Raw genomic sequence first — 25105 nt, 5'->3', positions numbered from 1 at the left:
CCGGGAAACCGCCCGCGTCCCGGAGCCGGACCTCGTGCCCGCCCCCGCGACCACCTCCTCCCGGACGGCGGACGGGCGGCCACGGGCGCTGCTCGCCATGCACGCCGACCTGGCCGCCAAGCTGATCGACGGGCCGACGATGCGCCGGCTGACCGCCCTCGCCGATCTCGATCCGTCCCTGGTGGCCGACGACTTCACCGCCCCGCGCTCGGCGGCCGCCCTGCGCGAGGCCGAGGTGCTCATCAGCTGCTGGGGCTGTCCGCCCCTGACCGGCGAGGTGCTCGACCGCGCCCCCCGGCTGCGCTCGGTGATCCACGCCGCCGGATCGGTCAAGCACCACGTCACGGAGGCCTGCTGGCGCCGGGGCATCACCGTCACCTCGGCGGCGTGGGCGAACGCCCTGCCCGTCGCGGAGTACACGGTCGCCTTCGTGCTCCTCGCCGGCAAGGACCTGCTGCGGATCCGCGACGACTACCGGAGCCGCCGGGCCGCGCACGACTGGCAGGCCGCGTACGCCACGGCGGGCAACTACCGCAGGACCGTGGGCATCGTGGGCGCGTCCCGGATCGGCCGCCGGGTGCTGGAGCTGCTGCGGCCGCACGACCTGGAGCTGCTGGTGCACGACCCGTACCTGCTGCCGGGCGAGGCCGAACGGCTCGGCGCGAGCGCCGTGGACCTGGACGAACTGTGCGCCAGGAGCGACGTGGTGAGCGTGCACGCGCCCGAACTGCCCGCCACCCGGCATCTGCTGAGCCGGGAGCGGCTGGCGGCGCTGCGGACCGGGGCCACGCTGATCAACACGTCACGGGGGTCGCTGGTCGACCAGGAGGCGCTCACCGGCGAACTGGTCTCCGGGCGTCTTGACGCGGTGCTCGACGTGACCGTGCCCGAGGTGCTGCCCCCCGGCTCGCCGCTCTACGACCTGCCCAACGTGCTGCTCACCCCGCACGTCGCCGGCTCCCTGGGCAACGAACTCCACCGCATGGCGGCCGCGGCCGCCGACGAACTGGAGCGGTACGTGACCGGGCGGCCGTTCGCGCACCCCGTCTCGGCCGAGGAGTGGGAGCGCTCGGCCTGAACCCGCCGGAGACCCCGGACACGCGGCGGCCCGGGCCGGGGAGTGCGCCCCGGCCCGGGCCGCGTACGTGGGTGTCACTGGGTGTCACTGGGTGTCACTGCGAGGGCGGCTTGTCCTGCTCCCCGCCTCCGAACTGCTGCTTCATCCGGTCCTGGGCGGAGTCGACCTGGCCCGAGTACTTGCCCTGGGTCCTGCCGTCGACCATGTCTCCCGCCTTGTCGACGCCCTTGCCGGTCTGCTCCTCGTGGCCCTTGAGCATGTTCTTGAGCTTGTCCATCATGGACATGGGGTTTTCCTCCTCGACGCAGAGTCCCCCGTCACCTCTCCAGGGTCGGCGCACTCCGGGACAAGCGCATCCGCAGGAACCCGCGACGAGGACCGGACCTGTCCTCGATGACGCTCCGGGACCGGTGCCGGTCCWCGTCGCCGGAAGCCCGCGGACCCCGCCCGGTCGCCGGAAGCCCGCGGACCCCGCCCGGCAGGCTCCCGCCCCGCACCACGACGCGCGGCGCCGGACGCGGACGGCCCGGGGGCGGCCGGGGCGGCGGACGACTCGGGGCCGACGGTCCCCGACCGTCGGCCCCGAACTCACGTGCGTCGCGGGAGCCCCGCCCGCCGGCCTGCGCCTACAGCACCGGCAGCGACTTGCGGAGCTCGAAGGCGGTGACCTCGGAGCGGTACTCCTCCCACTCCTGCTTCTTGTTGCGGAGGAAGAAGTCGAAGACGTGCTCGCCGAGGGTCTCGGCGACGAGCTCGCTGCGCTCCATCAGGTCGATCGCCTCGCCGAGGTTCTGCGGGAGCGGGGTGATGCCCATGGCGCGGCGCTCGGAGTCCGAGAGCGCCCACACGTCGTCGTCGGCACCGGCGGGCAGTTCGTAGCCCTCCTCGATGCCCTTGAGGCCGGCGGCGAGGAGGACGGCGTAGGCGAGGTAGGGGTTGCAGCCGGAGTCCAGGGAGCGGACCTCGATGCGCGCCGAGCCGGTCTTGCCGGGCTTGTACATGGGGACGCGGATCAGGGCGGAGCGGTTGTTGTGGCCCCAGCAGATGTACGAGGGGGCCTCGCCGCCCGCGCCGGCGCTGCGGGTCGAGCCGCCCCAGATGCGCTTGTAGGAGTTGACCCACTGGTTGGTGACGGCGGAGATCTCGGCGGCGTGGCGCAGCAGGCCGGCGATGAAGGAGCGGCCGACCTTGGACAGCTGGTACTCCGAGCCGGACTCGTAGAACGCGTTGCGGTCGCCCTCGAAGAGGGAGAGGTGGGTGTGCATGCCCGAGCCGGGGTAGTCGGAGAACGGCTTCGGCATGAAGGTGGCCTGGACGCCCTGCTCCAGCGCGACCTGCTTCATGACCAGGCGGAAGGTCATGATGTTGTCGGCCGTGGACAGCGCGTCGGCGTAGCGGAGGTCGATCTCCTGCTGACCCGGCGCGCCCTCGTGGTGGCTGAACTCCACCGAGATGCCCATGGACTCCAGCATGGTGATCGCCTGGCGGCGGAAGTCCATGCCCACGTTCTGCGGGGTGTGGTCGAAGTAGCCGGAGTTGTCGGCGGGCGTGGGGCGGCTGCCGTCGACGGGCTTGTCCTTGAGCAGGAAGAACTCGATCTCGGGGTGGGTGTAGAAGGTGAAGCCCAGGTCCGAGGTCTTGGCGAGGATCCGCTTGAGCACGAAGCGCGGGTCGGCGAAGGACGGGGAGCCGTCGGGCATGAGGATGTCGCAGAACATCCGGGCCGTGCCGGGGGCCTCCGCGCGCCACGGCAGGATCTGGAAAGTGGCCGGATCCGGCTTGGCGATCATGTCCGATTCGTATACACGAGCGAAGCCCTCGATCGCCGAACCGTCGAAGCCGATGCCCTCGTCGAACGCCTGCTCCAGCTCGGCGGGCGCCACGGCGACGGACTTCAGGAAGCCCAGCACATCGGTGAACCACAGGCGCACGAAGCGGATGTCGCGCTCTTCGAGCGTGCGGAGCACGAATTCCTGCTGCTTGTCCATTCGAGAATTCCACCCATCGTTGCCGGTCCCGCCGCGTGCTGCCGCCCCGAGGATGCCATTCCCGGGTTTCAGGCGCGTTGCGCGCACCGCGGCTCAGCCCATTGTGTGTCAGGGCACACCCGGGGACGACCCTGAGGGGTCCCTCACTCGACCCGGACATGTGTCAGGTTTCTTTGACACGTGCTCGCCGGGTGTGTCAGCCTGAACTGACACACCCGAGTGAAGGGGACGCGATGAGCGAGAACCCGGACCCGCCACAGGGCCCGGAGCTCACGGGCGACGCACTGCTGAAGATCCTTACCGCACTGGGCAATCCGCACCGGATGCGGATCGTCGCGGCCCTGCTCGACGGCCGCGACTACGTGAGCCGGCTCGCCCGCGAGCTGGCCATCGGACGCCCCCTGCTGCACATGCACCTCCAGCGGCTGGAGGCGGCCGGGCTGGTCCGCGGCCGGCTGGAGCTCTCCGACGGCGGCAAGGCGATGAAGTACTTCGAGCTCACGCCGTTCTGCTACGCGCTGACCCCGGAGGTCGTCGCGCGGGCGGCGCGGACGCTCACGGACGACGCCGGCGGCCCGGGCGGCGACAAGGACAAGGACAAGGACACGATGAAGGAGAAGGCGGAATGAGCGGCGACGTGGTCGGAGCGGTCGGGGCCGCCGGGGCCTTCCTGCTGTGCATCGTCATCGTCTGGCAGGTCGCCGCGACCTGGCGGGCCCGCGCGCTGGCGACGCGCGACACCGAGTACCGCAAACTCGCGGAGAAGTACGCGCAGTTGCTGGAGGACAGCACCGAGCTGCACCGGCGCACCCTGGACGAGCTGTCCCGGACCAGGTCCTCGCTCACCTCGATGGAACGGATGATGCGCGAGATCGAGTGACGGCGCCCGCACCGCGCACCACGGCCCGCGCGTGCGGGCCGGACCGGCGGACGCCACGGCGGGGAGCTGCAACTCCCCCGGCGTCGCACCACCCGGCGGGGAGCCACGGCTCCCGCGGCCGGCGCGGACCGCACCCGGCACACGGTACGGCCAGGAGCTGCAACTCCCGGCCGTACCCATGGAGATCACGTCCCAGGCACATCGCCCGCACCGCGGCAGGTCTGCAAACCGTCGCGCCGCGGCGCGCAGCGGTGCGCCACGCACTCCACACACAGGAGACTACTCATGAAAGCGCTGATCAAGCGCCTGGCCTCGGCGCCGGGCGGGCGGCGTACCAAATGGCTGGTCCTCGTCGGCTGGGTGATCCTGGCCGTCGCCCTCGGCCCGCTCGCCGGCAAGCTCGGCGAGGTCGAGGACACCGGGCCCAACGCGTTCCTGCCGCGCGGGGCCGAGTCGGCCCTGGTCAACACCGAGCTGGAGAAGTTCCGCACCGACGAGGTCATGCCCGTCGTCGCCGTCTACACCGGCGACGACGTCCTCGGCGCGGAGGCCCGCGCCGAGGCGGAGGCGGACCGGCGTGCCTTCGCGGAGCACGTCGCCCCGGGGCAGCGGATGTCCCCGGTGCTGCCGTCGGACGACGGCAGGGCGCTGATGGTGGTCGTGCCGCTCGGGGACGACCTCGGCAACCGGGTCGAGAAGATCCGCGACATCGCCGCCGCCAACGCACCGCCCGGTCTCGACGTGGCGGTGGGCGGCCCGGCCGGATCCCTGATGGACCAGGTCGCCGTCTTCGGCTCGCTCGACTCCACGCTGATGCTCGCCACGGCGCTGGTGGTCGCCGTGCTGCTGCTGCTCACCTACCGCAGCCCCGTGCTCTGGCTCTTCCCGCTGCTGGCCGTCGGCTTCGCCGCCGTCCTCACCCAGGTGGGCACCTATCTGCTGGCGAAGCACGCCGGGCTGCCGGTCGACCCGCAGAGCGCGGGCATCCTGATGGTCCTCGTCTTCGGTGTCGGCACGGACTACGCCCTGCTGCTCATCGCCCGCTACCGCGAGGAGCTGCACCGCCACGAGGACCGGCACACGGCGATGCGGCGGGCGCTGCGCCGCTCGGGCCCGGCCGTCCTCGCCTCCGCCGGCACGATCGCCGTGGGCCTGGCCTGCCTGTCGCTCGCCGACATCAACTCCTCGCGCTCCCTCGGGCTCGTCGGCGCGGTCGGCGTGGTGTGCGGCTTCCTGGCGATGGTCACCGTGCTGCCCGCCCTGCTGGTGGTCGCCGGACGCTGGGTGTTCTGGCCCTTCGTCCCGCACGCCGGCACGCCCGTCCGCAGGCAGGCCACCGTCTGGTCGCGCATTGGCGCCGCGGTGGCCCGCCGTCCGCGCTGGTCGTGGCTGATGTCGCTCGCGGTCACCGGTGTGCTGGCACTCAGCGCCACGGGCATCTCGCTCGGCCTCACCCAGGCCGAGATGTTCCAGGACAAGCCGGAGTCGGTCGTCGCCCAGGAGCGGGTCTCGGCGCACTACCCGTCCGGCGCGTCCGACCCCGCCACCGTGGTGACGAACGCGGCCCGGGCCGCCGCCGTCGGCTCGGCACTGGCCGGCGTCAAGGGGGTCGCCCGTGTCGACACGGGCGAGCGCACCGGCGACGGGCGCCTCGCCACGCTCAGGGTCGTGTTCACCGACGCCCCCGACTCGGACGCCGCCAAGGACACCGTGGACGCGCTGCGCGCCGCGGCCCACTCGGTCGAGGGGGCGGACGCCCTGGTCGGCGGCACCACGGCGCAGGCGCTGGACACCCAGCGGGCCGCCGACCGCGACCTGCGCACCGTCATCCCGGCCGTGCTGGTGGTCGTGCTGCTGGTGCTGGTGGGGCTGCTGCGGGCGGTCGTCGCGCCGGTCCTGCTGCTCGCCACCGTCGTGGTCTCCTACTTCGGGGCGCTCGGCGCCTCCCATCTCCTCTTCGAGCACGTCCTCGGCTTCGCGGGGGTGGACTGGTCGATCCCGCTGATGGGCTTCGTGTTCCTGGTGGCCCTCGGCATCGACTACAACATCTTCCTGATGCACCGGGTCCGTGAGGAGTCGCAGCGCCTCGGACTCGCCCGCGGCGTGCTGGAGGGCCTGACCACCACCGGCGGCGTGATCACCAGCGCCGGTGTGGTGCTGGCGGCGACGTTCGCCGTGTTCGCCGTCCTGCCGCTGGTGACGATGGCCCAGCTGGGCGTGCTGGTGGGCGTCGGGGTGCTGCTGGACACCTTCCTGGTCCGCACGGTGCTGGTGCCGGCGCTCGCGCTCGACCTCGGGCGCTGGTTCTGGTGGCCGGGCCGGCTGTTCCGGACCGGCGGCGGGACCCCGGGGGCGGTGGCGGACGGGGCCGCGGGGGCGGCGTCCGGCCGGGCCCGGGCGTCGCAGCCGGCCTGACCCGGGGCCCGGCACCGGATTCGCGTGCGCACCGTGGAAGGGGCCCCGCCGCAGGAAGCGGCGGGGCCCCTTCCACGGTGCGCGCGCCGGAGCCGGCGGACGGCCCCGATCCGCGCTGCACCCCCCTCCCGGCGGGAGCCGGCACCCGCGCCGGAGCCGGCGGACGGCCCCGGTCCGCGCTGCACCCCCGTCCGGGCGGGATCCGGCAGCCGGCCCCGCGGGGTGCGCAGGGAGGCGGAGCCCCCGGCCACCGAACCCCGCGGCACGCGGCGGCCCTTGGGGCGCTTCGTCCCTGCTTGTCCGCCCTCCCGGAGAGCGGGTTCGCCTCCCGGTACGGACCAGCCCTCCCGGCCTTCCGCCTCGCCCACTACGATCTCGGGCCATGAGGGGTTCGCGGGGGGTCCGCGTCTCGCACGGCGTGCGTCCCACGGCTCTGGTGAGCTCCGTGGCGACGCTCATCGGCGCGCTCTTCCTCTGTCTCGGCGCCGGGCCCGCGCCCGCGCACCACCCGGCCGGGGAAGGACGCGGCGTCTTCGGCGTCGCCGCCCCGGGACACGGCCCGACGCCCGCCTTCGGCTGCCCGTACGACCGGGGCGACTGCGGTCTGCTGCCCGTGCTGAGCCCGGCCGTGCTCACCGCGCCGCCGATCGACGCCCCGCTCCAGGCCGGCGCCGAACCCCCCTACACCGTGCCGCCCGCCGTACCCGGCGGCCCCCGGCGCTCCGCGGCGCAGCCCCGCGCGCCCGATCTGCACGTCCTTCAAGTGCTGCGGACGTGACACGGCCCGCACGCCACCCGGCACACGCACAGACGCACACCGCAGATCCCCCATCCTCACGAAGGACGACCCCACCATGGCTTCCCGCAACACGACCAACGAGCGCCGGGCCCGCGTAGAGCAGATGCGCAAGGCCGAACAGGCCCGTGAGCGCCGCAACCGCATCATCACCATCAGCGTCAGCACCGTCGTCGTCGCCGCCCTCGTCGGCTTCGGCGCGTTCGTCCTGAACAAGAAGTCGGACGAGCAGGACAAGGAGGCCGCGGCGGCGAAGGCGCCCGTCACCGGCGAGCAGAGCTGGGACGCCGAGAAGCTGGGCCGCAACCACGTGGACACCGCGGTGACCTACGAGATGAAGCCCCCGGTCGGCGGCGACCACAACCAGGTGTGGATGAACTGCGACGGCGACGTCTACACCGAGGCGATACCGGACGTGAACGCGGTCCACTCCCTGGAGCACGGCGCGGTCTGGGTGACGTACACCGACAAGGCCGCCGAGGCCGAGGTGAAGAAGCTCGGGGAGAAGGTCAAGGAGACCCCGTACACCCTGATGAGCCCCTACAAGGACCAGAAGGGCGCGATCATGCTCAGCGCCTGGGGCAAGCAGGTCACCGTCGACTCCGCCGACGACCCGCGGGTGAACCAGTTCTTCACCAAGTACGTGCAGGGCCCGCAGACGCCGGAGCCCGGCGCCGCCTGCACCGGCGGACTGAGCGGCAAGTGACGGGCATGACCCGCACGCACTGGGCCGCCGTCACGGCCGTCGTGCTCGCGCTGCTGTTCGCGGGGGCCGCCACCGTGGCCTCCGCGGGCGGGAGCGCGCCGGCCGCGGGCACGCCGTCCTCCGCGTCGGCGGACGCGGGCTTCGCCCGGGACATGTCGGTGCACCACCAGCAGGCGGTCGAGATGTCGTTCGTGGTCCGCGACCGGACCGAGGACGAGGAGGTCCGCAGGCTGGCCTACGACATCGCCAACACCCAGGCCAACCAGCGCGGCATGATGCTGGGCTGGCTCGACCTGTGGGGCCTGCCGAAGGTCGTGGCCGGCAGCGAGCCGATGGCCTGGATGCACGAGGACGGTGCGGCGTCCGGTCACGCGGGCCACGGCGCGGCCGACGACGCCGGTGACGGTCCGCTGATGCCGGGGATGGCGACCAGGTCCGAGATGGCGAAGCTGGCGGGCCTCAGCGGCAAGGAGGCCGAGATCTACTACCTCCAGCTGATGATCACCCACCACAACGGCGGGGTGGCGATGGCCGAGGGCTGTGTGCGGCTCTGCGAGGTCGGCACCGAGCGTTCGCTCGCCCAGGGCATGGTGGACGCCCAGCGCTCGGAGGTCGAGCTGATGGTCGGTCTGCTGAAGAAGCGCGGCGCGCAGCCGCTGGTCTGACACCGGCCCCGGCCGGCACGACGGCCCGTCCCGCACCCGCGGGACGGGCCGTCGGCATGCGGGGCGCGTACGGCGGGCCGCCGGGGCCGGGGGCGTCCCCGGTCGCGTACGCCGAACGGCCCAACGAGAATGGCATGGCTCGGGGCCTACGGCATCCAGGAGGCACACCTCATGACGACGGCCAAGGACATCATGCACGCGGGGGCCCAGTGGATCCCCGCCCACGAGACCCTCGACCGGGCGGCGCAGCTGATGCGCGAGCTGAACGTGGGCGCCCTGCCCATCGCCGACGCCGACGAACGCCTGTGCGGCATCCTCACGGACCGCGACATCGTCGTCGGCTGCGTGGCCATGGGGCACGACCCGTCGCAGGTGACCGCGGGCGAGATGGCGCAGGGCACCCCGCGGTGGATCGACGCCGGGGCCGACGTGGGCGATGTGCTGAGCGAGATGCAGGGCCACCAGATCCGGCGGCTTCCGGTGATCGAGAACAAGCGGCTCGTCGGGATGATCAGCGAGGCGGACCTCGCGCAGCATCTGAGCGAGCCCCAGATCGCGCAGTGGGCGGAGCGGGTGTACGCGCACAGCGGCCCCCGCTGACCCACCGCACCGCGCAACCCGCACCCCGGCACCGGGCGGYCGGGCCCGGGACCTCTCGTCCCCGGCCCGTCCGCCCGGCGTGCGCGCCCCGGCGCCGGGTCCGCCGGCCCGGGACCGGCCCGCCCGCCGCGACGGCGCACGCCCCCGGACGGGACATCGCGTCAGTCAGACGATTACACTGGGCGGCGTGCCTCAACTACGTCTCGCCCTGAATCAGATCGACTCCACCGTCGGCGACCTCACCGGCAACGCCGAGGCGATCGTGCACTGGACCCGGCACGCCGCCGAACAGGGAGCGCATCTCGTCGCGTTCCCCGAGATGGTGCTGACCGGCTACCCCGTCGAGGACCTGGCCCTGCGGTCGTCCTTCGTCGAGGCCTCCCGTTCCGCGCTGCGCGCGCTCGCCGGGCGGCTCGCGGACGAGGGCTTCGGCGGCCTGCCGGTGATCGTCGGGTACCTGGACCGCTCGGAGAGCGGCAGCGTCCGGTACGGGCAGCCCGCCGGGTCGCCGCGCAACGCGGCTGCCGTGCTGCACGGCGGCGAGGTCGTGCTGACCTTCGCCAAGCACCACCTGCCCAACTACGGCGTCTTCGACGAGTTCCGCTACTTCGTCCCCGGCGACACGCTCCCGGTGATCCGGGTCCACGGCGTGGACGTGGCGCTGGCGATCTGCGAGGACCTGTGGCAGGAGGGCGGGCGCGTCCCGGCGGCCCGCAGTGCCGGCGCCGGTCTGCTGGTGTCGATCAACGCCTCGCCGTACGAGCGGGAGAAGGACGACACCCGCCTGGAACTGGTGCGCAAGCGGGCCCAGGAGGCCGGCTGCACCACGGCGTACCTCGCGATGATCGGCGGCCAGGACGAGCTCGTCTTCGACGGGGACTCGATCGTGGTCGATGCCGACGGCGAGGTCGTGGCGCGTGCCCCGCAGTTCGCCGAGGGCAGCGTGGTGCTCGATCTGGAGCTGCCCGCCGCGGCCGCCGAACCGGCCACCGGCGTGGTCGACGACGGACTGCGCATCGACCGCGTGGTGCTCTCCGAGGAGCCGCTGCCCGCGTACGAGGCGGAGCTCGGCGGCGGCTACGCCGACCGGCTCGACGACGACGAGGAGGTGTACACGGCACTGGTGGTGGGCCTGCGCGCCTACGCGGCGAAGAACGGATTCCGCTCGGTGCTGGTGGGCCTCTCCGGCGGCATCGACTCCGCGCTCGTCGCCGCCATCGCCTGCGACGCGCTGGGCGCGCGGAACGTCTACGGCATCTCCATGCCGTCCAAGTACAGCTCGGACCACTCCAAGGACGACGCGGCCGAACTGGCCCGCCGCACCGGGCTCAACTTCCGCACCGTGTCGATCGAGCCGATGTTCGACGCGTACATGGGCTCGCTGGGGCTCACCGGGCTGGCGGAGGAGAACCTCCAGTCGCGGCTGCGCGGCACCATGCTGATGGCGGTCTCCAACCAGGAGGGCCACATCGTCCTCGCGCCGGGCAACAAGTCCGAGCTGGCGGTCGGCTACTCGACCCTCTACGGCGACTCGGTCGGCGCGTACGGGCCGATCAAGGACGTCTACAAGACGACCGTCTTCCGCCTCGCGAGGTGGCGGAACAGGGCCGCCGAGGAGCGGGGGCAGACCCCGCCGATCCCCGAGGCGTCGATCAGCAAGCCGCCGAGCGCCGAGCTGCGCCCCGGCCAGGTCGACACCGACTCGCTGCCCGACTACGACGTGCTGGACCGGATCCTGGAGCTGTACGTCGACCGGGACCAGGGCAAGGACGCCATCGTGGCGGCCGGCTTCGACGAGGAGCTGGTGGCGAGGACGCTGCGGATGGTGGACACGGCGGAGTACAAGCGGCGCCAGTACCCGCCGGGCACCAAGATCTCGGCGAAGGGGTTCGGCAAGGACCGGCGGCTTCCGATCACGAACCGCTGGCGCGAGACGACGGGCTGACCGGCCGCTCCGCGCCGAGGGGGCTTCCCGCCACGAGGCGGGAGGCCCCCTTCGCCGTGCGGCCGCGGTCCAGCAGTCCCGCGACGACGGCGACCGCCAGACCCACGGCCGTGAGCCCGGCGCCGACGAAGGCGGGCGACGTCCAGCCCCAGCCCGCCGCGATGGCCACGCCGCCGAGCCAGGCCCCGCCGGCGTTGGCGAGGTTGAAGGCCGAGTGGTTGGAGGCCGACGCGAGCGTCGGCGCGTCCTGCGCCTTGCGCATGACCAGCATCTGGAGCGGTGTCGTGGTCAGGAAGCCGACCGCGCCGAGGACGACGACGGTGACCAGGGCGAGCCACGGGATCCGCACGGCGAACGGGAACGCGGTGAGCACCACCGCCAGCGCGGCGAGCGAGCCGTAGAGGGTCGGCCGCAGCGCCCGGTCGGTGAGCGGTCCCGCGGCGAGCGCGCCGAGGGTCATGCCGATCCCGAACAGGGCGAGGACCAGGGTCACCGCGGACTCGCCGAAGCCCATGGCCTCGGTCGTCATGGAGGCGAGGTAGGAGTAGACGGCGAAGACGCCGGCGAAGCCGAAGACTGCCGTGAGCAGCCCCAGCAGCACCTGCCGGTCGCCCAGGGCGCGTATCTCGCGCCCGATGCCCTGGTGGGCGTCGGGCGGGGTGGCGGGGATCAGCCGGGCGAGTGCGGCCATGGAGACCAGGCCGATGGCCGTGACCACCAGGAAGGTGGCACGCCAGCCGAGGTGCTGGCCGAGGGCGGTGGCGGCGGGCACGCCGACGATGTTGGCGACCGTCAGTCCGAGGAACATCGTGGCCACGGCCCTGGCCTGACGGTTCTCGGCGACCAGCCGGGCCGCGACGACGGCGCCCACGCCGAAGAACGCGCCGTGCGGCAGACCGGCGAGGACGCGGCCCGCGAGCAGGGTCGCGAATCCGGGCGCGAGGGCGGAGGCGAGGTTGCCCACGGTGAACAGCGCCATGAGGAGCAGCAGCATCCGCTTGCGCGGGACCCGCGAGCCCAGCGCGGTCAGCAGCGGGGCGCCGGCGACGACCCCGAGGGCGTAGGCGGACACCAGGTACCCGGCGGTGGGGACGGAGGTGCCCAGATCGCCGGCGACCTCCGGGAGGAGGCCCATCATGACGAACTCGGTGGTTCCGATGCCGAAGGCGGAGAGTGCGAGGGCGAGCAGCGCCATGGGCATGGAGCGGGGACCTTTCGAGCGGTTTCCGGGCGGGCGGCGGGGTGGCTCCCGGGAGCGGCCCCCACCATAAGTTCTTGTCCGGAACAAATTCTCGCAGAGGTTTCGTTCCCGCCGGTGAACACCGGGTTGCGAACGCCGGGTGCGACACGTCTCACACCGCGCCGGGCCCGGAGCGCCCCGCGGCGCCCCGTCACAGGGTGACGCGCGCCGCCACGGGCAGGTGGTCGCTGTCGGTGCGCGGCAGCGTCCACGAGGAGACCGGCTCGACGCCGCGGACCATGATCTGGTCGATCCGCGCCATGGGGAACGCCGCAGGCCAGCTGAAGCCCATGCCGTCCCCGGCCGCGCCCTGGGTCGACCGCATCTGCGAGGTGACCGCGTTGAGCGAGCGGTCGTTCATGGTGCCGTTGAGGTCGCCGAGGAGCACGATCCGCTCGTGCCGCGACCCCGCGATGGCCTCGCCCAGGGCGTCCGCGCTCGCGTCGCGCTGGCCGGCCGTGAAGCCCGCGTTCAGCTTCACCCGCACCGACGGCAGGTGCGCCACGTAGACCTCCACCGGCTTGCCGGGCACCATGACCGTCGCGCGCAGGGCACGGACCCAGCCCAGCCGGATGTCCACCGGGGCCTCGCCGGTGAGCGGGTACCTGCTCCACAGGCCGACGGTGCCCTCGACCGCGTGGTACGGGTACGTCTGCGCCAGCGCCTTCTCGTACGTGCCGACCTGCCCGGCGGGCAGTTCCTGGAGCGCGACGACGTCGGCGCCCGACGCGGCGACCTCGCGCGCGGTGCCGGCCGGGTCGGGGTTGTCCGCGTTCACGTTGTGCGAGGCGACCGTGAGGTCGCCGCCGGTCGCGGAGGACTTGCCGGTCAGCAGACCGCCGAAGAGGTTCAGCCAGACGACCAGCGGCAGCAGGACGGCCACGAGCGCGGTGGCGGACCGGCGCACCAGCGCGCCCACCAGGATCAGCGGCACGAACACGCCGGACCACGGCAGGAACGTCTCGGTGAGACTGCCGAGGTTGCCGATCCGGTTCGGGATCTGCGCGTGCAGGATCATCAGGAGGGCGATCACCACGGCGAACAGCGCCAGCAGCACACCCCGGCGCCAGATGCCCCGGTCGTCCCGCCACCGGTCGAGCAGGCCCCGCAGCCGGGAGCCGGACGGCCGCGGGGCCGCCACGCCGTTCCCCGTCTCCGTCGTGTACGCCTGCGTCATGAAGCCGTCCTCACTGCCGTGCTCACTGCCGTGCTGTCACCCCGGTCCGCCGTCCCGCGGGCGGGGCTCGGGCACCGGGCCCTGACAGGACCCTAGAACCCTCGCGCGCCGGGGGCGAAGACCGGTGGCCGCCCCGCCGTGCGCCAGGCGTCGGGGGACGGCCGTACTGGTGCGATGACGAAGCGCGGGCGCACGGGGTTCCTGGTGGCGCCGCGAGGACCGCCCCTGTGACGAAACGCGCACATTCGGGGCCGTCCCGCGGGGCCGCCGCGGACCACCGCCACCGCTGTCACCTGCGGGATTACCGGGGGGTTCCGGCGCCGCGGCGGGCCCCCTTCCGCCAGGACGGCACGAAGTGCCACCATGGAGTCGGTCCGGGGACGCCGTCAGGGCGCCTCGAGATGACGAACAAGGAGCCGATCAGCCATGACGCTTCAGGCTGCGCAGAACGCCACCGCCGCCACGCCTCCCGCCGACAGCACCAAGTCGCTCTACGGGAGCGCCCGCAACCGCCGCATCACCGTCCACGACATCGCCGCCGCCAAGGAGCGCGGCGAGAAGTGGGCCATGCTGACCGCCTACGACGCGATGACCGCGTCCGTCTTCGACGAGGCCGGCATCCCCGTCATGCTCGTCGGCGACTCCGCGGGCAACTGCCACCTCGGCTACGAGACCACCGTCCCGGTGACGATGGACGAGATGACCGTCCTGTCCGCCGCGGTCGTACGCGGCACCCGGCGCGCCCTGATCGTCGGCGACCTGCCCTTCGGCTCGTACCAGGAGGGCCCCGTCCAGGCACTGCGCAACGCCACCCGGCTGGTGAAGGAGGCGGGCGTCGGCGCGGTGAAGCTGGAGGGCGGCGAGCGCTCCCTCGCCCAGACGGAGCTCATCGTCGAATCCGGCATCCCCGTCGTGTCGCACCTGGGCCTGACCCCGCAGTCGGTGAACACCATGGGCTACCGCGTCCAGGGGCGCGGCGACGAGGCCGCCCACCGGCTGCTGCGCGACGCCAAGGCCGCCCAGGACGCGGGCGCGTTCGCCGTCGTGCTGGAGCTCGTGCCGGCCGAGGTCGCGGCCGAGGTCACCCGGTCCCTGCACATCCCCACCATCGGCATCGGCGCCGGCCCGCACACGGACGCCCAGGTCCTGGTCTGGACGGACATGGCGGGCCTGACGGGCGGCAAGGTGCCGCGCTTCACCAAGCAGTACGCGAACCTGCGCCAGACCCTCGGCGACGCGGCCAAGGCCTTCGCCGAGGACGTCGCGGGCGGTGCGTTCCCGGCGGCGGAGCACACCTTCCACTGACCATCTCCGGCACCACGACAGCCCGCCGATCGTCCCCCGTCGGCGGGCTGTCGCCGTGTGCGGGACCTTGCGCGACACGCCCCGGCGCTACTGCTTCGCGTACTCGCCGAAGCCGACCCAGTCGAGCGTGACGGCGGGCTCGTCGCCGACGACCCACGCGTCGTGCCCGGGGGCGATCGAGATGAAGTCGCCGGGGCCCGCCTCGTCGGTCTCGCCGTCGTCCATGACGATCTTCATCCGGCCGCTGACCATGTAACCGACGTGCGCCGCCATGCAGCTGTCGGTGCCCGCGAGCGGCTTGACGTGGGTGGACCAGCGCCAGCCCGGTTCGAAGACGGCCCTGCCGACGGGGCCGTGCGGGGTGTCGAGGAGGTCGAGCCTCCCCTTGCCGTCCTCGAACGGCCGGGTCTCGTCGGCCCTGTCGAAATTCCTGCACACGATTCCCGCCATGGGAACCGCCTCCTGGCTCCGTGGGGACGCTCCCGAGTCCGTCTTCCACGGTACGCCGCCGCCCGCCCCCGGCGCGGGCCACGCCCCGGCGCCCGGCCGCGCGGGAGCCCTCCGCCGACGGCTCCCCGACAGACTCCCGACAGCCTGTCGGCCGTCCGTCGGCGGCCTGTCGGCGGTCTGTCGGCGGTCTGTCGGCGGTCTGTCGGCGAGCACCGGCATCGTCGTCGCCATGACACGCATCGACAAGCACGCCGTCGAGGTCCGGGGCCTCGTGAAGCACTACGGCGACACGAAGGCGCTGGACGGCGTAGACCTCGACGTCCGCGAGGGCACCGTCCTCGGCGTCCTCGGCCCCAACGGCGCCGGCAAGACCACCCTCGTACGCTGCCTCTCCACCCTGATCGTCCCGGACGCCGGGCACGCCGTCGTCGCCGGCTGCGACGTGGTGCGCCAGCCGCGGCAGCTCCGCCGCCGGATCGGGCTCACCGGCCAGTACGCCTCCGTCGACGAGAAGCTCTCCGGCCGGGAGAACCTCTACATGATCGGGCGGCTGCTCGACCTCTCCCGCAAGGACGCCCGCGCCCGCGCCGACGAACTGCTGGAGCGCTTCTCGCTCACCGACGCGGCGAGGCGTCCGGCCGTGCAGTACTCCGGGGGCATGCGGCGCCGGCTCGACCTGGCCGCCTCGATGATCGGCCGGCCGGCGGTGCTGTACCTGGACGAGCCCACCACCGGCCTCGACCCGCGCACCCGCAACGAGGTCTGGGGCGAGGTCCGGCGCATGGTCGCCGAGGGCGCGACCGTGCTGCTCACCACCCAGTACATGGAGGAGGCCGAGCAGCTCGCGGACGAGCTCACCGTCATCGACCGCGGGCGGGTCATCGCCGGCGGGACGGTCGACGAGCTGAAGGGCACCGTCGGCGGCCGGACACTGCTGATCAGGCCCGGCGATCCGGCGCATCTGCCCGCCATGGCACGGGCGGTGACCGAGGCCGGGCTCGACGGCATCGGCGGTGTGCGGGCGGTGCCCGACGAGGGAGAGCTCCATGTGCCCGTCCTCACCGACGAGCAGCTCACCGCCGTGGTGGGCCTGCTCGCCGGACGCGGCTTCGGCATCGCCCACATCGCCACCCAACTGCCCAGCCTGGACGAGGTGTTCCTCGCCGTCACCGGCGGGCGCACCACGCCGGCCGCCCCCGCCGTCACCGGCACGATCCCCGAGGAGGTCGCGGCATGAGCGCGGCAGCACCCACCGTCCCCACCGCCCTGCCCGCATCGGAGGGGCGGATCGGCCCGCGGGCCAACCTGCGGCACGTCGGCGCGCTCGTGCGCCGCAACGCCCTCCAGATCAAGCAGGACCCCGAGTCGATGTTCGACGTCCTGCTGATGCCCGTCGTCTTCACGCTGCTGTTCGTGTACGTCTTCGGCGGCGCGATCTCCGGCAAGGGCAACCAGGACGCCTACGTCGGCTATCTGGTCCCCGGGCTGATGGCCATGATGGGCATGAACATCGCCATGGCCGTCGGGACCGGCATCAACGACGACTTCCGCAAGGGCGTCATGGACCGGTTCCGGACCATGCCCATCGCCCGCTCGTCGGTGCTGATCGCCAAGATCGTCGTCGAGGCCGGCCGGATGCTGATCGCGATCACGATTCTGCTGGCCATGGGCTTCCTGCTCGGCATGGAGGTCGAGACGTCCGTCTTCGGTCTGCTCGCCGCCGTCGCCCTGTCCATGACGTTCGGCGCGTCACTGATGTGGATCTTCATCCTGCTCGGTCTGACCATGCAGACCGCCCAGTCCGTCCAGGGAGTGGCGATGCTCGTGCTGATGCCCCTGCAGTTCGGTTCGTCGATCTTCACGCCCACCGAGTCGATGCCGGGCTGGCTGGAGACGTTCACGGACTACAACCCCCTGTCCAACCTGGCCGACGCGGCGCGCGCGCTGGTGTCCGGCGGGCCCGTCGCCCACTCGGTCTGGACGACCCTGGCCTGGGCCGTCGGCATCACCGTCGTCACGGCCCCGCTGGCGGTCGCCCGCTTCCGCCGCAAGACCTGACCGGCACGGCGCCCCGGCCGGTCAGTGCGGGGCGCGGACGAGGGCGGCGGCCTCCTCCAGGGTGAGGCCGGCGCCCTCTCCGCACAGGGTGTCGAAGGCGTCGCCGAGCCGGGCGCGGGCGGCCGCCTCGGCGCGGCGCCGGTCCTCGCGTTCGGTGACGGTGGCGACATGGCCGGGCGGCAGCAGGCCGGCGTGCGCGCCGATCAGCAGCGCGCCCCTGCGGGCCGCCTCGCCGCCGAGAGCGGTCAGGGCACCGGCCGCGGTGAGCACATGCATGGCCGGCAGCTGGGGGGCGATGGTCATCGACAGCGATTCCATGGCGGTCGCGAGCGCCTCCCGCGCCCCGGCGAGCGCCTCGGCGGCCCGGCCTTCCCGGAGGTCCAGCCAGGCCACCAGGCCGGTGACCATGGCCTGGAAGAGGACGAGCGTCTCCCCGCTGAGCTGCTTGCGCAGCAGCCGCAGCTGCTCCCTGGCCTCGTCGGTCCGGCCGGTGCGGCCCAGCAGCACCGCGAGGAAGAGACGGGCCGCGGGCAGGGCCTCGTGGGCCGCGTCGCCTCCGGCGGTGACGACCTCGCGCAGGATCGCCTCCGCCTCGCCGGTTTGCCCGCTCTCGGCGAGCGTGTTGGCCAGCCGGGCGCGCAGCAGGTCCACCTGGCCGCCGACGCCGATCCCGCGCGCATGGGCGATCGCCGCCCGGCAGTCCGCCGCGGCCTGCACGAACTCGCCCCGCCGCTCGTGGGCCTCCGCCCGCGACGACAGCGCCTCGGCGACGCCCCAGGCGTCACCGACCCGCTCGAAGATCTCCAGGCTGCGGTCGGCGTCCCGGAGCGCGTCCCCCGCCCACTGTGCTCGGTTGGCGAGGAGGTTGGCGCGCTGCTGGAGCGTGACGGCGAGATCCCACTCGTGGCCCGCGGCCTCGGCGGTGCGCACGCTCTCGTCCAGGATGCCGCTGATGCGTGCGCCGTCACCGGTCAGCAGGACGGCGTAGAACCAGAGCGAGGCCGGGAAGCGGCAGGCCTGCGGCAGGTGGGGGCCGTAGACCTGGACGACGCGGCCCAGCCACTCCCTCTTGTCGGGCGCGGTCCAGTCCTCCGCGCCGTAGTCCATGCTGACCATCCGGATCAGCGCGACCTGCCGTCTGGCCTCGGCCAGCATGTCCGGTGCGAAGGGCGGCGGTTCGTCGGTGCAGCGGGCGGTGAGCGGGGGCGCGGGGCGCAGCGGCGCCGCGAAGGGGTCCTCGTGCAGCGCCGCGACGCCGGCGGTCCACTGGCGGGCGTCGGCGCGCAGGTCGCGCATCTGCCAGTACCAGGACAGGGAGATGAGCAGGCACATCGCCTCCTGCTCGTCGCCGCCGGCGACGGCGCGGCGGACGGCGGCCCGCAGGTTCTCGTACTCGCGCCGGAGCGTGGCGAGGGCGGCCCGCTGGCCGTGCCCGCGCAGTTCGGGGTCGGTGGTGCGGGCCAGTTCGCGGTAGTGCACGAGGTGCCGCCGCTCCGCCGCGGCCCGCTCGCCCGCCTCGTCGAGCCGTTCCGCGGCGTACTCGGCCACGGTCTCCAGCAGCCGGTACCGCATGCGCCCGTCGTCCGCCGGCTCGGCGACCACCAGCGACTTGTCCACCAGCGCCCCGACGGCCTGCGCGACGTCCGCCGCCCGCAGGGCGCCGCCCCGGGCGGGGATCGCGGAGCCGCCGTCCGGCGAACCGTCCCGTCCGGCCCCGGGGCCGCTCCGCTCCCCCGCGACCCGGACCGGGCCGGTCGCCCCGGGGCTCCCGGCGACGGCGTGCGCGGGAGCGCCGCCCCGGGCGGGTGCGGCGGTGCTCCCGGCGCAGACGGACTCCGCCGCCTCCAGGTCGCAGCCGCCGGCGAAGACCGACAGGCGGCGCAGGACCGCGCGTTCGTCGTCGGCGAGGAGGTCCCAGGACCAGTCGACGACCGCGCGCAGGGTCTGCTGCCGGGGCAGGACCGTGCGGCTGCCGGTCGTGAGCAGCCGGAAGCGGTCGTCGAGACGGTCGGCGATCTGGCGTGGCGTCAGCATGCGCAGCCGGGCCGCCGCGAGTTCGATCGCGAGGGGGAGCCCGTCCAGGCGACGGCAGATCTCGGCGACCGCCGCCGCCGTCTCCTCGTCCGCGTCGGCACGGAAGCCGGGCCGCGCGGAGGCGCCGCGTTCGGCGAAGAGCCGGACCGCCATCGGATCGGGCAGCGGGTCCACCGGGCGCACGGACTCCCCCGGCACGCCCAGCGGTTCGCGGCTGGTCGCCAGCACGGTCAGCCCGGGGCACTCCTCCAGCAGCCGCTGGGTCAGGGCCGCCGCCGCTCCGACGACGTGCTCGCAGTTGTCGAGGAGCAGCAGCATCCGGCGGCGGGCGCAGTGTTCGGCCAGCCGGGTCGTCGCGTCGTCGCCGTGGCGGTCGGCCGCCCGCAGTTCCTCGGCGCCGCCGGCCCGCAGCACCGTCCCGCGCCCGCCGACCGCGGTGAGCACGGCCTCGGGCACGGTGGCCGGGTCCTCCACCGGGGCGAGTTCGGCGAACCAGACGCCGTCCGGCCAGTGGTCGGCGAGGGCCTCGCCCGCTTCCTGGGACAGACGCGTCTTGCCCGCCCCGCCCGGCRCGWGYKGCMRCWCGYGCCGGGCGGCGGACAGATCGGCGGTGAGGGCGCGCAGTTCGGGGTCGCGGCCGACGAAGCTGGTGAGCCGCGCCCTCAGATTGCCCCGCGGGGCCGCCGCCCGGGCGGGTCCGGCTCCGGAGGACGGCACCGCCGGCCCGGGGGCGGACGGCGCCGGGGCGGACGCTTCCGCCGGGGCGGGCGCCGGCGGGTGGAGGAGGGCCGTGTGCAGGGCGGTCAGCTCCGGGCCGGGGTCCGTGCCGAGCCGTTCCGCCAGATCGCGCCGCACCTCCTCGTACGCGGCCAGGGCCTGCGCGCCGCGGCCGGTGTCCCGCAGGGCACGGATCCGCAGGGCGTGCAGCGACTCGTCCAGTGGATGGGCCTCGCACAGTCCGGTCAGCTCCGGCAGGGCCTCCCCGGCACGGCCGAGGGCGAGGGCGGCGCCGAGCCGGGCGCGGCGGGCGTCCAGCCGGCGGGACTCCCAGCGGGCCTCGGCGGCCGTGCGGTCGGGCAGGTCGGCGAGCGCGGGCCCGCGCCACAGCGCCAGCGCCTCGTCGAGGACGGCCGCGGCCTCGCCGGCGTGGCCGTCGGCGAGCGCCCGGACGCCCTGTGCGGTGAGCCGCTCGAAGCGGTGCAGGTCCACGTCGTCCGCGTCGGCGACGAGCCGGTAGCCGCCGTCCGCGGAGGCGACGGCCGCGTGCCCGACGGCCCGCCGAAGGCGTCCGACGAGCGCCTGGAGCGCCGCGGGGGCGTCGGCGGGCGGGTCGCCGGCCCACACCTCGTCGACGAGGACGGCCACGGGGACGGTGCGCCCCGCCCGCTGGGCGAGCACGGTCAGCAGGGCGCGCAGCCGGGGGCCGCCGAGGGCGACGGGGCTGCCGTCGTCGTGGACGGCCCGGGTGGTACCGAGGAGACTGAAGCGCACGCCGCCCATTGTTCCCGAAGCCACGGGCCGGGCAGACGCCACGGGCCGGGCAACGCCTGTTCCCGACGCCACGGGCCGGGCAGACGCCGGGAAGCGGCGTGGGCCGGCGGCAGGAACCGGCGCGGGGACGGGCACGTTGTCCCCCTGTCACCCTCGCGGTCCGTCCCCCGCGCCGCCGAGTCAGGCCCGCACACACCCGCCCCGTTCAGGAGACGCGCCCATGACCCTCGCCGCCCGGCGTCACAGCGACCGACGGATCAGTCCCGTCTTCCTCGGGATCACGGCCGTCACGGCGGTGTCGGGCTGGGCCGTGTGGACGGGCTTCTCCACCGTCCCCGGCCTCGCCGTCTTCCTCTTCGTGGTCGGCGCGTGGATCGTCTCGCTCTGCCTCCACGAGTACGCGCACGCCCGCACGGCCCTGCACAGCGGCGACATCTCCATCGGCGCCAAGGGCTATCTGACGCTGAACCCGCTGAAGTACACCCATGCCCTGCTGAGCATCGTGCTCCCCGTGATCTTCGTGATCATGGGCGGGATCGGCCTGCCGGGCGGCGCGGTCTTCATCGAGCGCCACCGCATCCGGGGGCGCCTGCGGCACAGCCTGATCTCGGCGGCGGGCCCGCTGACCAACGTGCTGTTCGCCGTCGTGTGCACGGCCCCGTTCTGGCTGGGCGCGCTGGACGGGGTGCCGTGGCCGTTCCGGTTCGCCCTGGCGTTCCTCGCGATGCTCCAGGTCACGGCGGCGATCCTGAACTTCCTGCCGGTCCCGGGCCTCGACGGCTACGGCGTGATCGAGCCGTGGCTGTCGCACGGGCTACGGCGGCAGGTGGAGCCGTTCGCCCCGTTCGGCCTGCTGGCCGTCTTCGCCGTGCTGTGGATCCCGGCGGTGAACGGTGCCTTCTTCGACGCGGTCTACGTGGTGATGGACGCGCTCGGGGTCCGCGAGGCGGAGATCTGGTGCGGCCGGGACCTGTTCATGTTCTGGGAGGGCACCAGCGACTACTGCACGGCGCCCTGACCCGGCCGCCGTGCCCGCGCCGGCCGGGCGGCCGCGGCTCAGGCGGCGCCGGCGGACGCCTGGCGCTCGGCCCTGGCACGGCGGTGGTAGTACCAGGCCATGTTCGACGACACACCGGCGAGCAGCACCCACACGATCCCGAACCACATGCCCTGGGAGAAGGACACCACCGCCGCGACGACGGCGAGCACACAGACGACGAGGGAGTAGAGAGCGAGGCGGGGCATGGGGGACGGTGCCCGGGACGGGACGCCGGACGGCTCCGTTCCCGGCCTCGCGAGAGGCCCCGGGGTCGGGAGAAGGTCCCCGGCCTCGCGAGAGGCCCCCGGGGGCCTACACGTCGGTGACGCGGAGCCCGGCGTGCGCCTTGTAGCGGCGGTTCGTCGAGATCAGGTTGGCGACGAGCGACTCGACCTGGTGGGCGTTGCGCAGCCGGCCCGCGAAGACGCCCCGCATGCCGGGGATGCGGGAGGCGAGGGCCTGCACCACGTCGGTGTCCGCCCGGGCTTCGCCGAGCACCATCACATCGGTGTCGATCTCGTCGATCGACGGGTCCTGGAGCAGCACCGCCGACAGGTGGTGGAAGGCCGCGGTGACCCGGGAGTCCGGCAGCAGGGCGGCGGCCTGCTCGGCGGCGCTGCCCTCCTCCGGCTTCAGCGCGTAGGCGCCCTTCTTGTCGAACCCGAGCGGGTTGACGCAGTCGACGACGATCTTCCCGGCGAGCTCCTTCTGGAGCGTCTCCAGGGTCTTGGCGTGCCCGTCCCACGGCACGGCCACGATCACGACGTCGCTGCGGCGGGCGCACTCGGCGTTGTCGGCGCCCTCGACACCGAGACCCAGCTCGGCGGCGGCGGACTCGGCGCGCTCCGCGGCCCGCGAGCCGATGATCACCTTCTGGCCGGCCCGGGCCAGCCGGTAGGCGAGCCCACGGCCCTGGTCCCCGGTGCCGCCGAGCACGCCGACGACGAGGTCCGACACGTCGGGGAGGTCCCAGGGGTCCTTCGCCGGGGCCTTGGCAGCGGTTCCCGTGTTCTCTGTGGAAGTCATGGCCCGACCTTACTGGCGAGTCCGGTCGCTCCCGTAGGGCTCCGGCCGGGCTCCCGAAAGAGTGACCGGGCCGCGACCGTGCCCGCCCGGCCCCGGCGCAGGTGCAGCATGGGGCCGCATGGATGCCGTACGTGTCGCGCTGCTGCGCGAGGTCCTCGCCACGACCGAGTGGCCCGCGGCCACCCGTCACTTCGCCGGCGCGCTGCGCGCCTCCCTGTCGCGGCGCGGCGGCGGGCTGCTGCTGGTGGGCACCGAGGCGTACGAGCCGTGGCACCTGGCGGCCCATCTGGTGGACGAGGCGGCGTGGTCGGGACGGCCGGAGCTGAACCCGACCCTCGTCCGGCACCGGGTGCGGCCCGGCGATCCCGCGCATCTGGCGGTGGGTCTCGGCCGGCTGGAGGCCGCGGGCCGGGGCGAGACGCTGCTGCTCGTGGCGCCCGGCCTGCCCGGCGGACACCTGCTGGAACGGGTCCACGACGCCCGGCGGGCCGGGGCGACGGTACTCGCCGTGGACGGCGGGGAGCCGGAGGTGCACGGCCTGGCGCACGAGGCGCTGACCGTCCCCGCGTCGGGCGAGGTCGACATCGACACCGTGCAGCACCTGGTGAGCGCGGCGGCCGGGGAGAACGGCGTCCCCGCCCCGCGCGGCGGCGCCCGGCCGCGGCTGCGCGACCGGCTCTCCCGCCTGGCGGACCAGCTGACGGCCCCTCCCTCGGCGCTCTGGTAGCCGCGCGCCGCGCCCCCGGCAGCGCCCCTACCTGTGATCTTGGCCAAATTCGGTTGCCTCGGACGACCGTCTGCGCCGAGCATGGCCCTCTGTGACCTCAAAGCTCTCCGCCGTGCTGCCCGACCTCTCGCCATGGCGTTCCTCACCCGATTTCCGGCTGCTGTGGGTGCAGGGGCTGGTCACCTACTTCGCCAGTTTCATGGCGATGATCGCGCTGCCGCTCCAGATCAAGGAGCTGACCGACTCACCGCTCGCCGTCGGAGCGATGGGCGCCGTCGAACTGGTGCCGCTGATCGTCTTCGGCCTCTACGGCGGTGCGCTCGCCGACGCCGTCGACCGCCGCCGGATGATCCTCGGCACGGAGGCCGGACTCGGCCTGCTCGCCGTGATCCTGCTGGTGAACGCGATGCTGCCGGAGCCCATGCTCTGGCCGCTGTACGTGGTCGCCGCGGGCGTCTCCGCCCTCGCCGGGCTCCAGCGCCCCGCCCTGGACTCCTTGATGGCCCGGATCGTGCCCCACGACCAGCTGACGGCCGCCGCCGCGCTCAACGCGCTGCGCTGGCAGGTCGGCGCCATCGCCGGCCCCGCGCTGGCGGGTGTCGTGGTCGCGTACGCGGGTCACGCGACCGCGTACGGGATCACGATCGCCGGGTTCGCCGTCTCGGTGGTCCTGTGCCTGCGCCTGTCGCCCGCGCCGCCCGCCCACGGGGCCGACAAGCCGTCGCTGCGCGGCATCGCGGAGGGCGCACGCTACGCGTGGAGCCGGCCGGTGCTGCTGGGGACGTACGCGATCGACCTGGCGGCGATGCTCTTCGCCTTCCCCAACACGATCTTCCCGTTCCTCGCCGACGACCTGGACGCCGAGTGGTCGCTCGGTCTCATGTACGCGGCCGGGTCGGTCGGTTCGGTCGTGCTCAGCCTGACCAGCGGCTGGACGTCCCGGGTGCGGCGGCACGGCCTCTTCGTGGTGTTCGGCGCGGCGGGCTGGGGCCTGGCGATCTTCGCCGCGGGCTGGTTCTCGAACGTCTGGCTGGTCCTGGTGTGCCTGGCCTTCGCCGGCGCGGGCGACATGCTCAGCGGGCTCGGCCGCTCGACCATCTGGAACCAGACGATCCCGGAGGAGCTCCGCGGCCGGCTGGCGGGCATCGAGGTGCTCTCGTACAGCGTCGGCCCGCAGCTGGGCCAGGTCCGGGCGGGGGCGATGGCGGGCTGGACGGGTACCCGTCCGGCGATCTGGTCCGGCGGCCTGGTGTGCGTGGTGTCCGTGGGGCTGCTGGCGGCCACGCTGCCGAAGCTGGTCACCTACGACGCGCTGACGGACGAGGACGCCCTGCGGCGGCGCGCCCAGCAGGCCGGCGCGAAGGCCGCCGAGGGCGCCGGGAACGCGGGTGACTCCGCCGGCGAGGAGCCCGCCGCGCAGCGGTGAGACGCGCCGCGCCGTGACGCGCTGCGCGGGTACGGGTGCACCGTCCCGCGCAGCGCACG

The 25105-nt window shown here is 73.9% G+C and carries 22 protein-coding genes and 1 pseudogene; 15 read left to right on the top strand and 8 right to left on the bottom strand.

Annotated elements, in window-relative coordinates:
- Positions 1 to 97: 97 nt before the first annotated feature.
- A complete protein-coding gene (locus EAO77_RS22685) occupies positions 98 to 1078 on the top strand; it encodes a hydroxyacid dehydrogenase (RefSeq protein ID WP_147990967.1) in 981 nt (326 codons plus the stop codon).
- Positions 1079 to 1172: 94 nt separating this feature from the next.
- On the opposite strand, the gene EAO77_RS22680 is transcribed toward EAO77_RS22685, so the two are convergent.
- Entirely contained in the window at positions 1173 to 1364 is a 192-nt protein-coding gene (locus EAO77_RS22680; protein ID WP_147990148.1) for an antitoxin, read from the bottom strand.
- 340 nt (positions 1365 to 1704) lie between these two features.
- Positions 1705 to 3066 (bottom strand): glutamine synthetase family protein, encoded by a 1362-nt coding sequence (locus EAO77_RS22670; protein WP_147990147.1) that lies wholly within the window; start codon positions 3064 to 3066, stop codon positions 1705 to 1707.
- Positions 3067 to 3299: 233 nt separating this feature from the next.
- Between EAO77_RS22670 and EAO77_RS22665 the strand changes: the two genes are divergently transcribed.
- The 8 genes from EAO77_RS22665 to EAO77_RS22630 all read left to right on the top strand — a co-directional run bounded on the left by EAO77_RS22665 (position 3300) and on the right by EAO77_RS22630 (position 11073).
- Positions 3300 to 3695 carry an ArsR/SmtB family transcription factor gene (locus EAO77_RS22665; RefSeq protein ID WP_147990146.1) on the top strand — a complete coding sequence of 132 codons (396 nt, stop codon included), beginning with the start codon at positions 3300 to 3302 and terminating at the stop codon, positions 3693 to 3695.
- Positions 3692 to 3946 carry a hypothetical protein gene (locus EAO77_RS22660; RefSeq protein WP_147990145.1) on the top strand — a complete coding sequence of 85 codons (255 nt, stop codon included), beginning with the start codon at positions 3692 to 3694 and terminating at the stop codon, positions 3944 to 3946. Before EAO77_RS22665 ends, EAO77_RS22660 begins: the two co-directional genes overlap by 4 nt.
- Before the next feature lie 285 nt (positions 3947 to 4231).
- Positions 4232 to 6361 carry an MMPL family transporter gene (locus EAO77_RS22655; protein ID WP_147990144.1) on the top strand — a complete coding sequence of 710 codons (2130 nt, stop codon included), beginning with the start codon at positions 4232 to 4234 and terminating at the stop codon, positions 6359 to 6361.
- A gap of 382 nt (positions 6362 to 6743) precedes the next feature.
- The gene (locus tag EAO77_RS22650; protein WP_147990143.1) at positions 6744 to 7139 is read left to right on the top strand and encodes a hypothetical protein; all 396 of its coding nucleotides are present in this window, start codon (positions 6744 to 6746) and stop codon (positions 7137 to 7139) included.
- Between the two features lie 76 nt (positions 7140 to 7215).
- On the top strand, positions 7216 to 7863 hold the full coding sequence (locus tag EAO77_RS22645; RefSeq protein ID WP_147990142.1) for a DUF3105 domain-containing protein: 648 nt from the start codon (positions 7216 to 7218) through the stop codon (positions 7861 to 7863).
- 5 nt (positions 7864 to 7868) lie between these two features.
- On the top strand, positions 7869 to 8528 hold the full coding sequence (locus EAO77_RS22640; RefSeq protein ID WP_147990141.1) for a DUF305 domain-containing protein: 660 nt from the start codon (positions 7869 to 7871) through the stop codon (positions 8526 to 8528).
- 171 nt (positions 8529 to 8699) lie between these two features.
- Positions 8700 to 9128 carry a CBS domain-containing protein gene (locus EAO77_RS22635; RefSeq protein ID WP_147990140.1) on the top strand — a complete coding sequence of 143 codons (429 nt, stop codon included), beginning with the start codon at positions 8700 to 8702 and terminating at the stop codon, positions 9126 to 9128.
- 187 nt (positions 9129 to 9315) lie between these two features.
- Positions 9316 to 11073: an NAD+ synthase gene (locus EAO77_RS22630; protein ID WP_187283366.1), complete on the top strand. Its 1758-nt coding sequence runs from the start codon at positions 9316 to 9318 to the stop codon at positions 11071 to 11073.
- On the opposite strand, the gene EAO77_RS22625 is transcribed toward EAO77_RS22630, so the two are convergent.
- Positions 11042 to 12274: an MFS transporter gene (locus EAO77_RS22625; RefSeq protein ID WP_147990139.1), complete on the bottom strand. Its 1233-nt coding sequence runs from the start codon at positions 12272 to 12274 to the stop codon at positions 11042 to 11044. The genes EAO77_RS22630 and EAO77_RS22625 overlap by 32 nt on opposite strands.
- Positions 12275 to 12464: 190 nt before the next feature.
- Positions 12465 to 13490 (bottom strand): endonuclease/exonuclease/phosphatase family protein, encoded by a 1026-nt coding sequence (locus EAO77_RS22620; protein ID WP_147990138.1) that lies wholly within the window; start codon positions 13488 to 13490, stop codon positions 12465 to 12467.
- Between the two features lie 426 nt (positions 13491 to 13916).
- Between EAO77_RS22620 and panB the strand changes: the two genes are divergently transcribed.
- Positions 13917 to 14795, top strand: coding sequence for a 3-methyl-2-oxobutanoate hydroxymethyltransferase (gene panB, locus EAO77_RS22615; protein ID WP_147990137.1), 879 nt, complete (start codon positions 13917 to 13919; stop codon positions 14793 to 14795).
- An 87-nt stretch (positions 14796 to 14882) separates the two neighbouring features.
- On the opposite strand, the gene EAO77_RS22610 is transcribed toward panB, so the two are convergent.
- A complete protein-coding gene (locus tag EAO77_RS22610) occupies positions 14883 to 15245 on the bottom strand; it encodes a cupin domain-containing protein (protein WP_147990136.1) in 363 nt (120 codons plus the stop codon).
- A 229-nt stretch (positions 15246 to 15474) separates the two neighbouring features.
- Here EAO77_RS22610 and EAO77_RS22605 point away from each other — a divergent pair, with 229 nt between their 5' ends.
- A complete protein-coding gene (locus EAO77_RS22605) occupies positions 15475 to 16482 on the top strand; it encodes an ATP-binding cassette domain-containing protein (RefSeq protein ID WP_147990135.1) in 1008 nt (335 codons plus the stop codon).
- Entirely contained in the window at positions 16479 to 17303 is an 825-nt protein-coding gene (locus EAO77_RS22600) for an ABC transporter permease (protein ID WP_147990134.1), read from the top strand. Before EAO77_RS22605 ends, EAO77_RS22600 begins: the two co-directional genes overlap by 4 nt.
- A 21-nt stretch (positions 17304 to 17324) precedes the next feature.
- Here EAO77_RS22600 and EAO77_RS22595 read toward each other — a convergent pair.
- Positions 17325 to 20837: pseudogene (locus EAO77_RS22595) on the bottom strand (AfsR/SARP family transcriptional regulator).
- A 211-nt stretch (positions 20838 to 21048) separates the two neighbouring features.
- On the opposite strand from EAO77_RS22595, the gene EAO77_RS22590 reads away from it, so the two are divergent.
- The gene (locus EAO77_RS22590; protein WP_147990133.1) at positions 21049 to 21846 is read left to right on the top strand and encodes a site-2 protease family protein; all 798 of its coding nucleotides are present in this window, start codon (positions 21049 to 21051) and stop codon (positions 21844 to 21846) included.
- 38 nt (positions 21847 to 21884) lie between these two features.
- On the opposite strand, the gene EAO77_RS22585 is transcribed toward EAO77_RS22590, so the two are convergent.
- Both EAO77_RS22585 and npdG read right to left on the bottom strand, forming a co-directional pair.
- A complete protein-coding gene (locus EAO77_RS22585; protein ID WP_147990132.1) occupies positions 21885 to 22073 on the bottom strand; it encodes a hypothetical protein in 189 nt (62 codons plus the stop codon).
- A 106-nt stretch (positions 22074 to 22179) separates the two neighbouring features.
- Positions 22180 to 22893, bottom strand: coding sequence for an NADPH-dependent F420 reductase (npdG, locus tag EAO77_RS22580; protein WP_147990131.1), 714 nt, complete (start codon positions 22891 to 22893; stop codon positions 22180 to 22182).
- Between the two features lie 118 nt (positions 22894 to 23011).
- Between npdG and EAO77_RS22575 the strand changes: the two genes are divergently transcribed.
- Positions 23012 to 23620: a hypothetical protein gene (locus EAO77_RS22575; RefSeq protein ID WP_147990130.1), complete on the top strand. Its 609-nt coding sequence runs from the start codon at positions 23012 to 23014 to the stop codon at positions 23618 to 23620.
- Between the two features lie 91 nt (positions 23621 to 23711).
- Positions 23712 to 25046 carry an MFS transporter gene (locus tag EAO77_RS22570; protein ID WP_147990129.1) on the top strand — a complete coding sequence of 445 codons (1335 nt, stop codon included), beginning with the start codon at positions 23712 to 23714 and terminating at the stop codon, positions 25044 to 25046.
- The last annotated feature ends 59 nt before the right edge of the window (positions 25047 to 25105 follow it).

It is taken from the genome of Streptomyces sp. T39, from assembly GCF_008042045.1.
Lineage (GTDB): Bacteria > Actinomycetota > Actinomycetes > Streptomycetales > Streptomycetaceae > Streptomyces.
This window is presented reverse-complemented; position numbering and strand designations above follow the sequence as displayed.

Excerpts from the sequence above, each read along its gene's own strand:
- EAO77_RS22610 (WP_147990136.1), bottom strand. The coding sequence starts at position 15,245 with ATGGCGGGAATCGTGTGCAGGAATTTCGACAGGGCCGACGAGACCCGG.
- EAO77_RS22575 (WP_147990130.1), top strand. The coding sequence starts at position 23,012 with ATGGATGCCGTACGTGTCGCGCTGCTGCGCGAGGTCCTCGCCACGACC.
- EAO77_RS22645 (WP_147990142.1), top strand. The coding sequence starts at position 7,216 with ATGGCTTCCCGCAACACGACCAACGAGCGCCGGGCCCGCGTAGAGCAG.
- EAO77_RS22635 (WP_147990140.1), top strand. The coding sequence starts at position 8,700 with ATGACGACGGCCAAGGACATCATGCACGCGGGGGCCCAGTGGATCCCC.
- EAO77_RS22650 (WP_147990143.1), top strand. The coding sequence starts at position 6,744 with ATGAGGGGTTCGCGGGGGGTCCGCGTCTCGCACGGCGTGCGTCCCACG.
- npdG (WP_147990131.1), bottom strand. The coding sequence starts at position 22,893 with ATGACTTCCACAGAGAACACGGGAACCGCTGCCAAGGCCCCGGCGAAG.
- EAO77_RS22655 (WP_147990144.1), top strand. The coding sequence starts at position 4,232 with ATGAAAGCGCTGATCAAGCGCCTGGCCTCGGCGCCGGGCGGGCGGCGT.
- EAO77_RS22605 (WP_147990135.1), top strand. The coding sequence starts at position 15,475 with ATGACACGCATCGACAAGCACGCCGTCGAGGTCCGGGGCCTCGTGAAG.
- EAO77_RS22625 (WP_147990139.1), bottom strand. The coding sequence starts at position 12,274 with ATGCCCATGGCGCTGCTCGCCCTCGCACTCTCCGCCTTCGGCATCGGA.
- EAO77_RS22620 (WP_147990138.1), bottom strand. The coding sequence starts at position 13,490 with ATGACGCAGGCGTACACGACGGAGACGGGGAACGGCGTGGCGGCCCCG.
- EAO77_RS22600 (WP_147990134.1), top strand. The coding sequence starts at position 16,479 with ATGAGCGCGGCAGCACCCACCGTCCCCACCGCCCTGCCCGCATCGGAG.
- EAO77_RS22590 (WP_147990133.1), top strand. The coding sequence starts at position 21,049 with ATGACCCTCGCCGCCCGGCGTCACAGCGACCGACGGATCAGTCCCGTC.
- EAO77_RS22640 (WP_147990141.1), top strand. The coding sequence starts at position 7,869 with ATGACCCGCACGCACTGGGCCGCCGTCACGGCCGTCGTGCTCGCGCTG.
- EAO77_RS22585 (WP_147990132.1), bottom strand. The coding sequence starts at position 22,073 with ATGCCCCGCCTCGCTCTCTACTCCCTCGTCGTCTGTGTGCTCGCCGTC.
- panB (WP_147990137.1), top strand. The coding sequence starts at position 13,917 with ATGACGCTTCAGGCTGCGCAGAACGCCACCGCCGCCACGCCTCCCGCC.
- EAO77_RS22660 (WP_147990145.1), top strand. The coding sequence starts at position 3,692 with ATGAGCGGCGACGTGGTCGGAGCGGTCGGGGCCGCCGGGGCCTTCCTG.
- EAO77_RS22685 (WP_147990967.1), top strand. The coding sequence starts at position 98 with ATGCACGCCGACCTGGCCGCCAAGCTGATCGACGGGCCGACGATGCGC.
- EAO77_RS22670 (WP_147990147.1), bottom strand. The coding sequence starts at position 3,066 with ATGGACAAGCAGCAGGAATTCGTGCTCCGCACGCTCGAAGAGCGCGAC.
- EAO77_RS22665 (WP_147990146.1), top strand. The coding sequence starts at position 3,300 with ATGAGCGAGAACCCGGACCCGCCACAGGGCCCGGAGCTCACGGGCGAC.
- EAO77_RS22680 (WP_147990148.1), bottom strand. The coding sequence starts at position 1,364 with ATGTCCATGATGGACAAGCTCAAGAACATGCTCAAGGGCCACGAGGAG.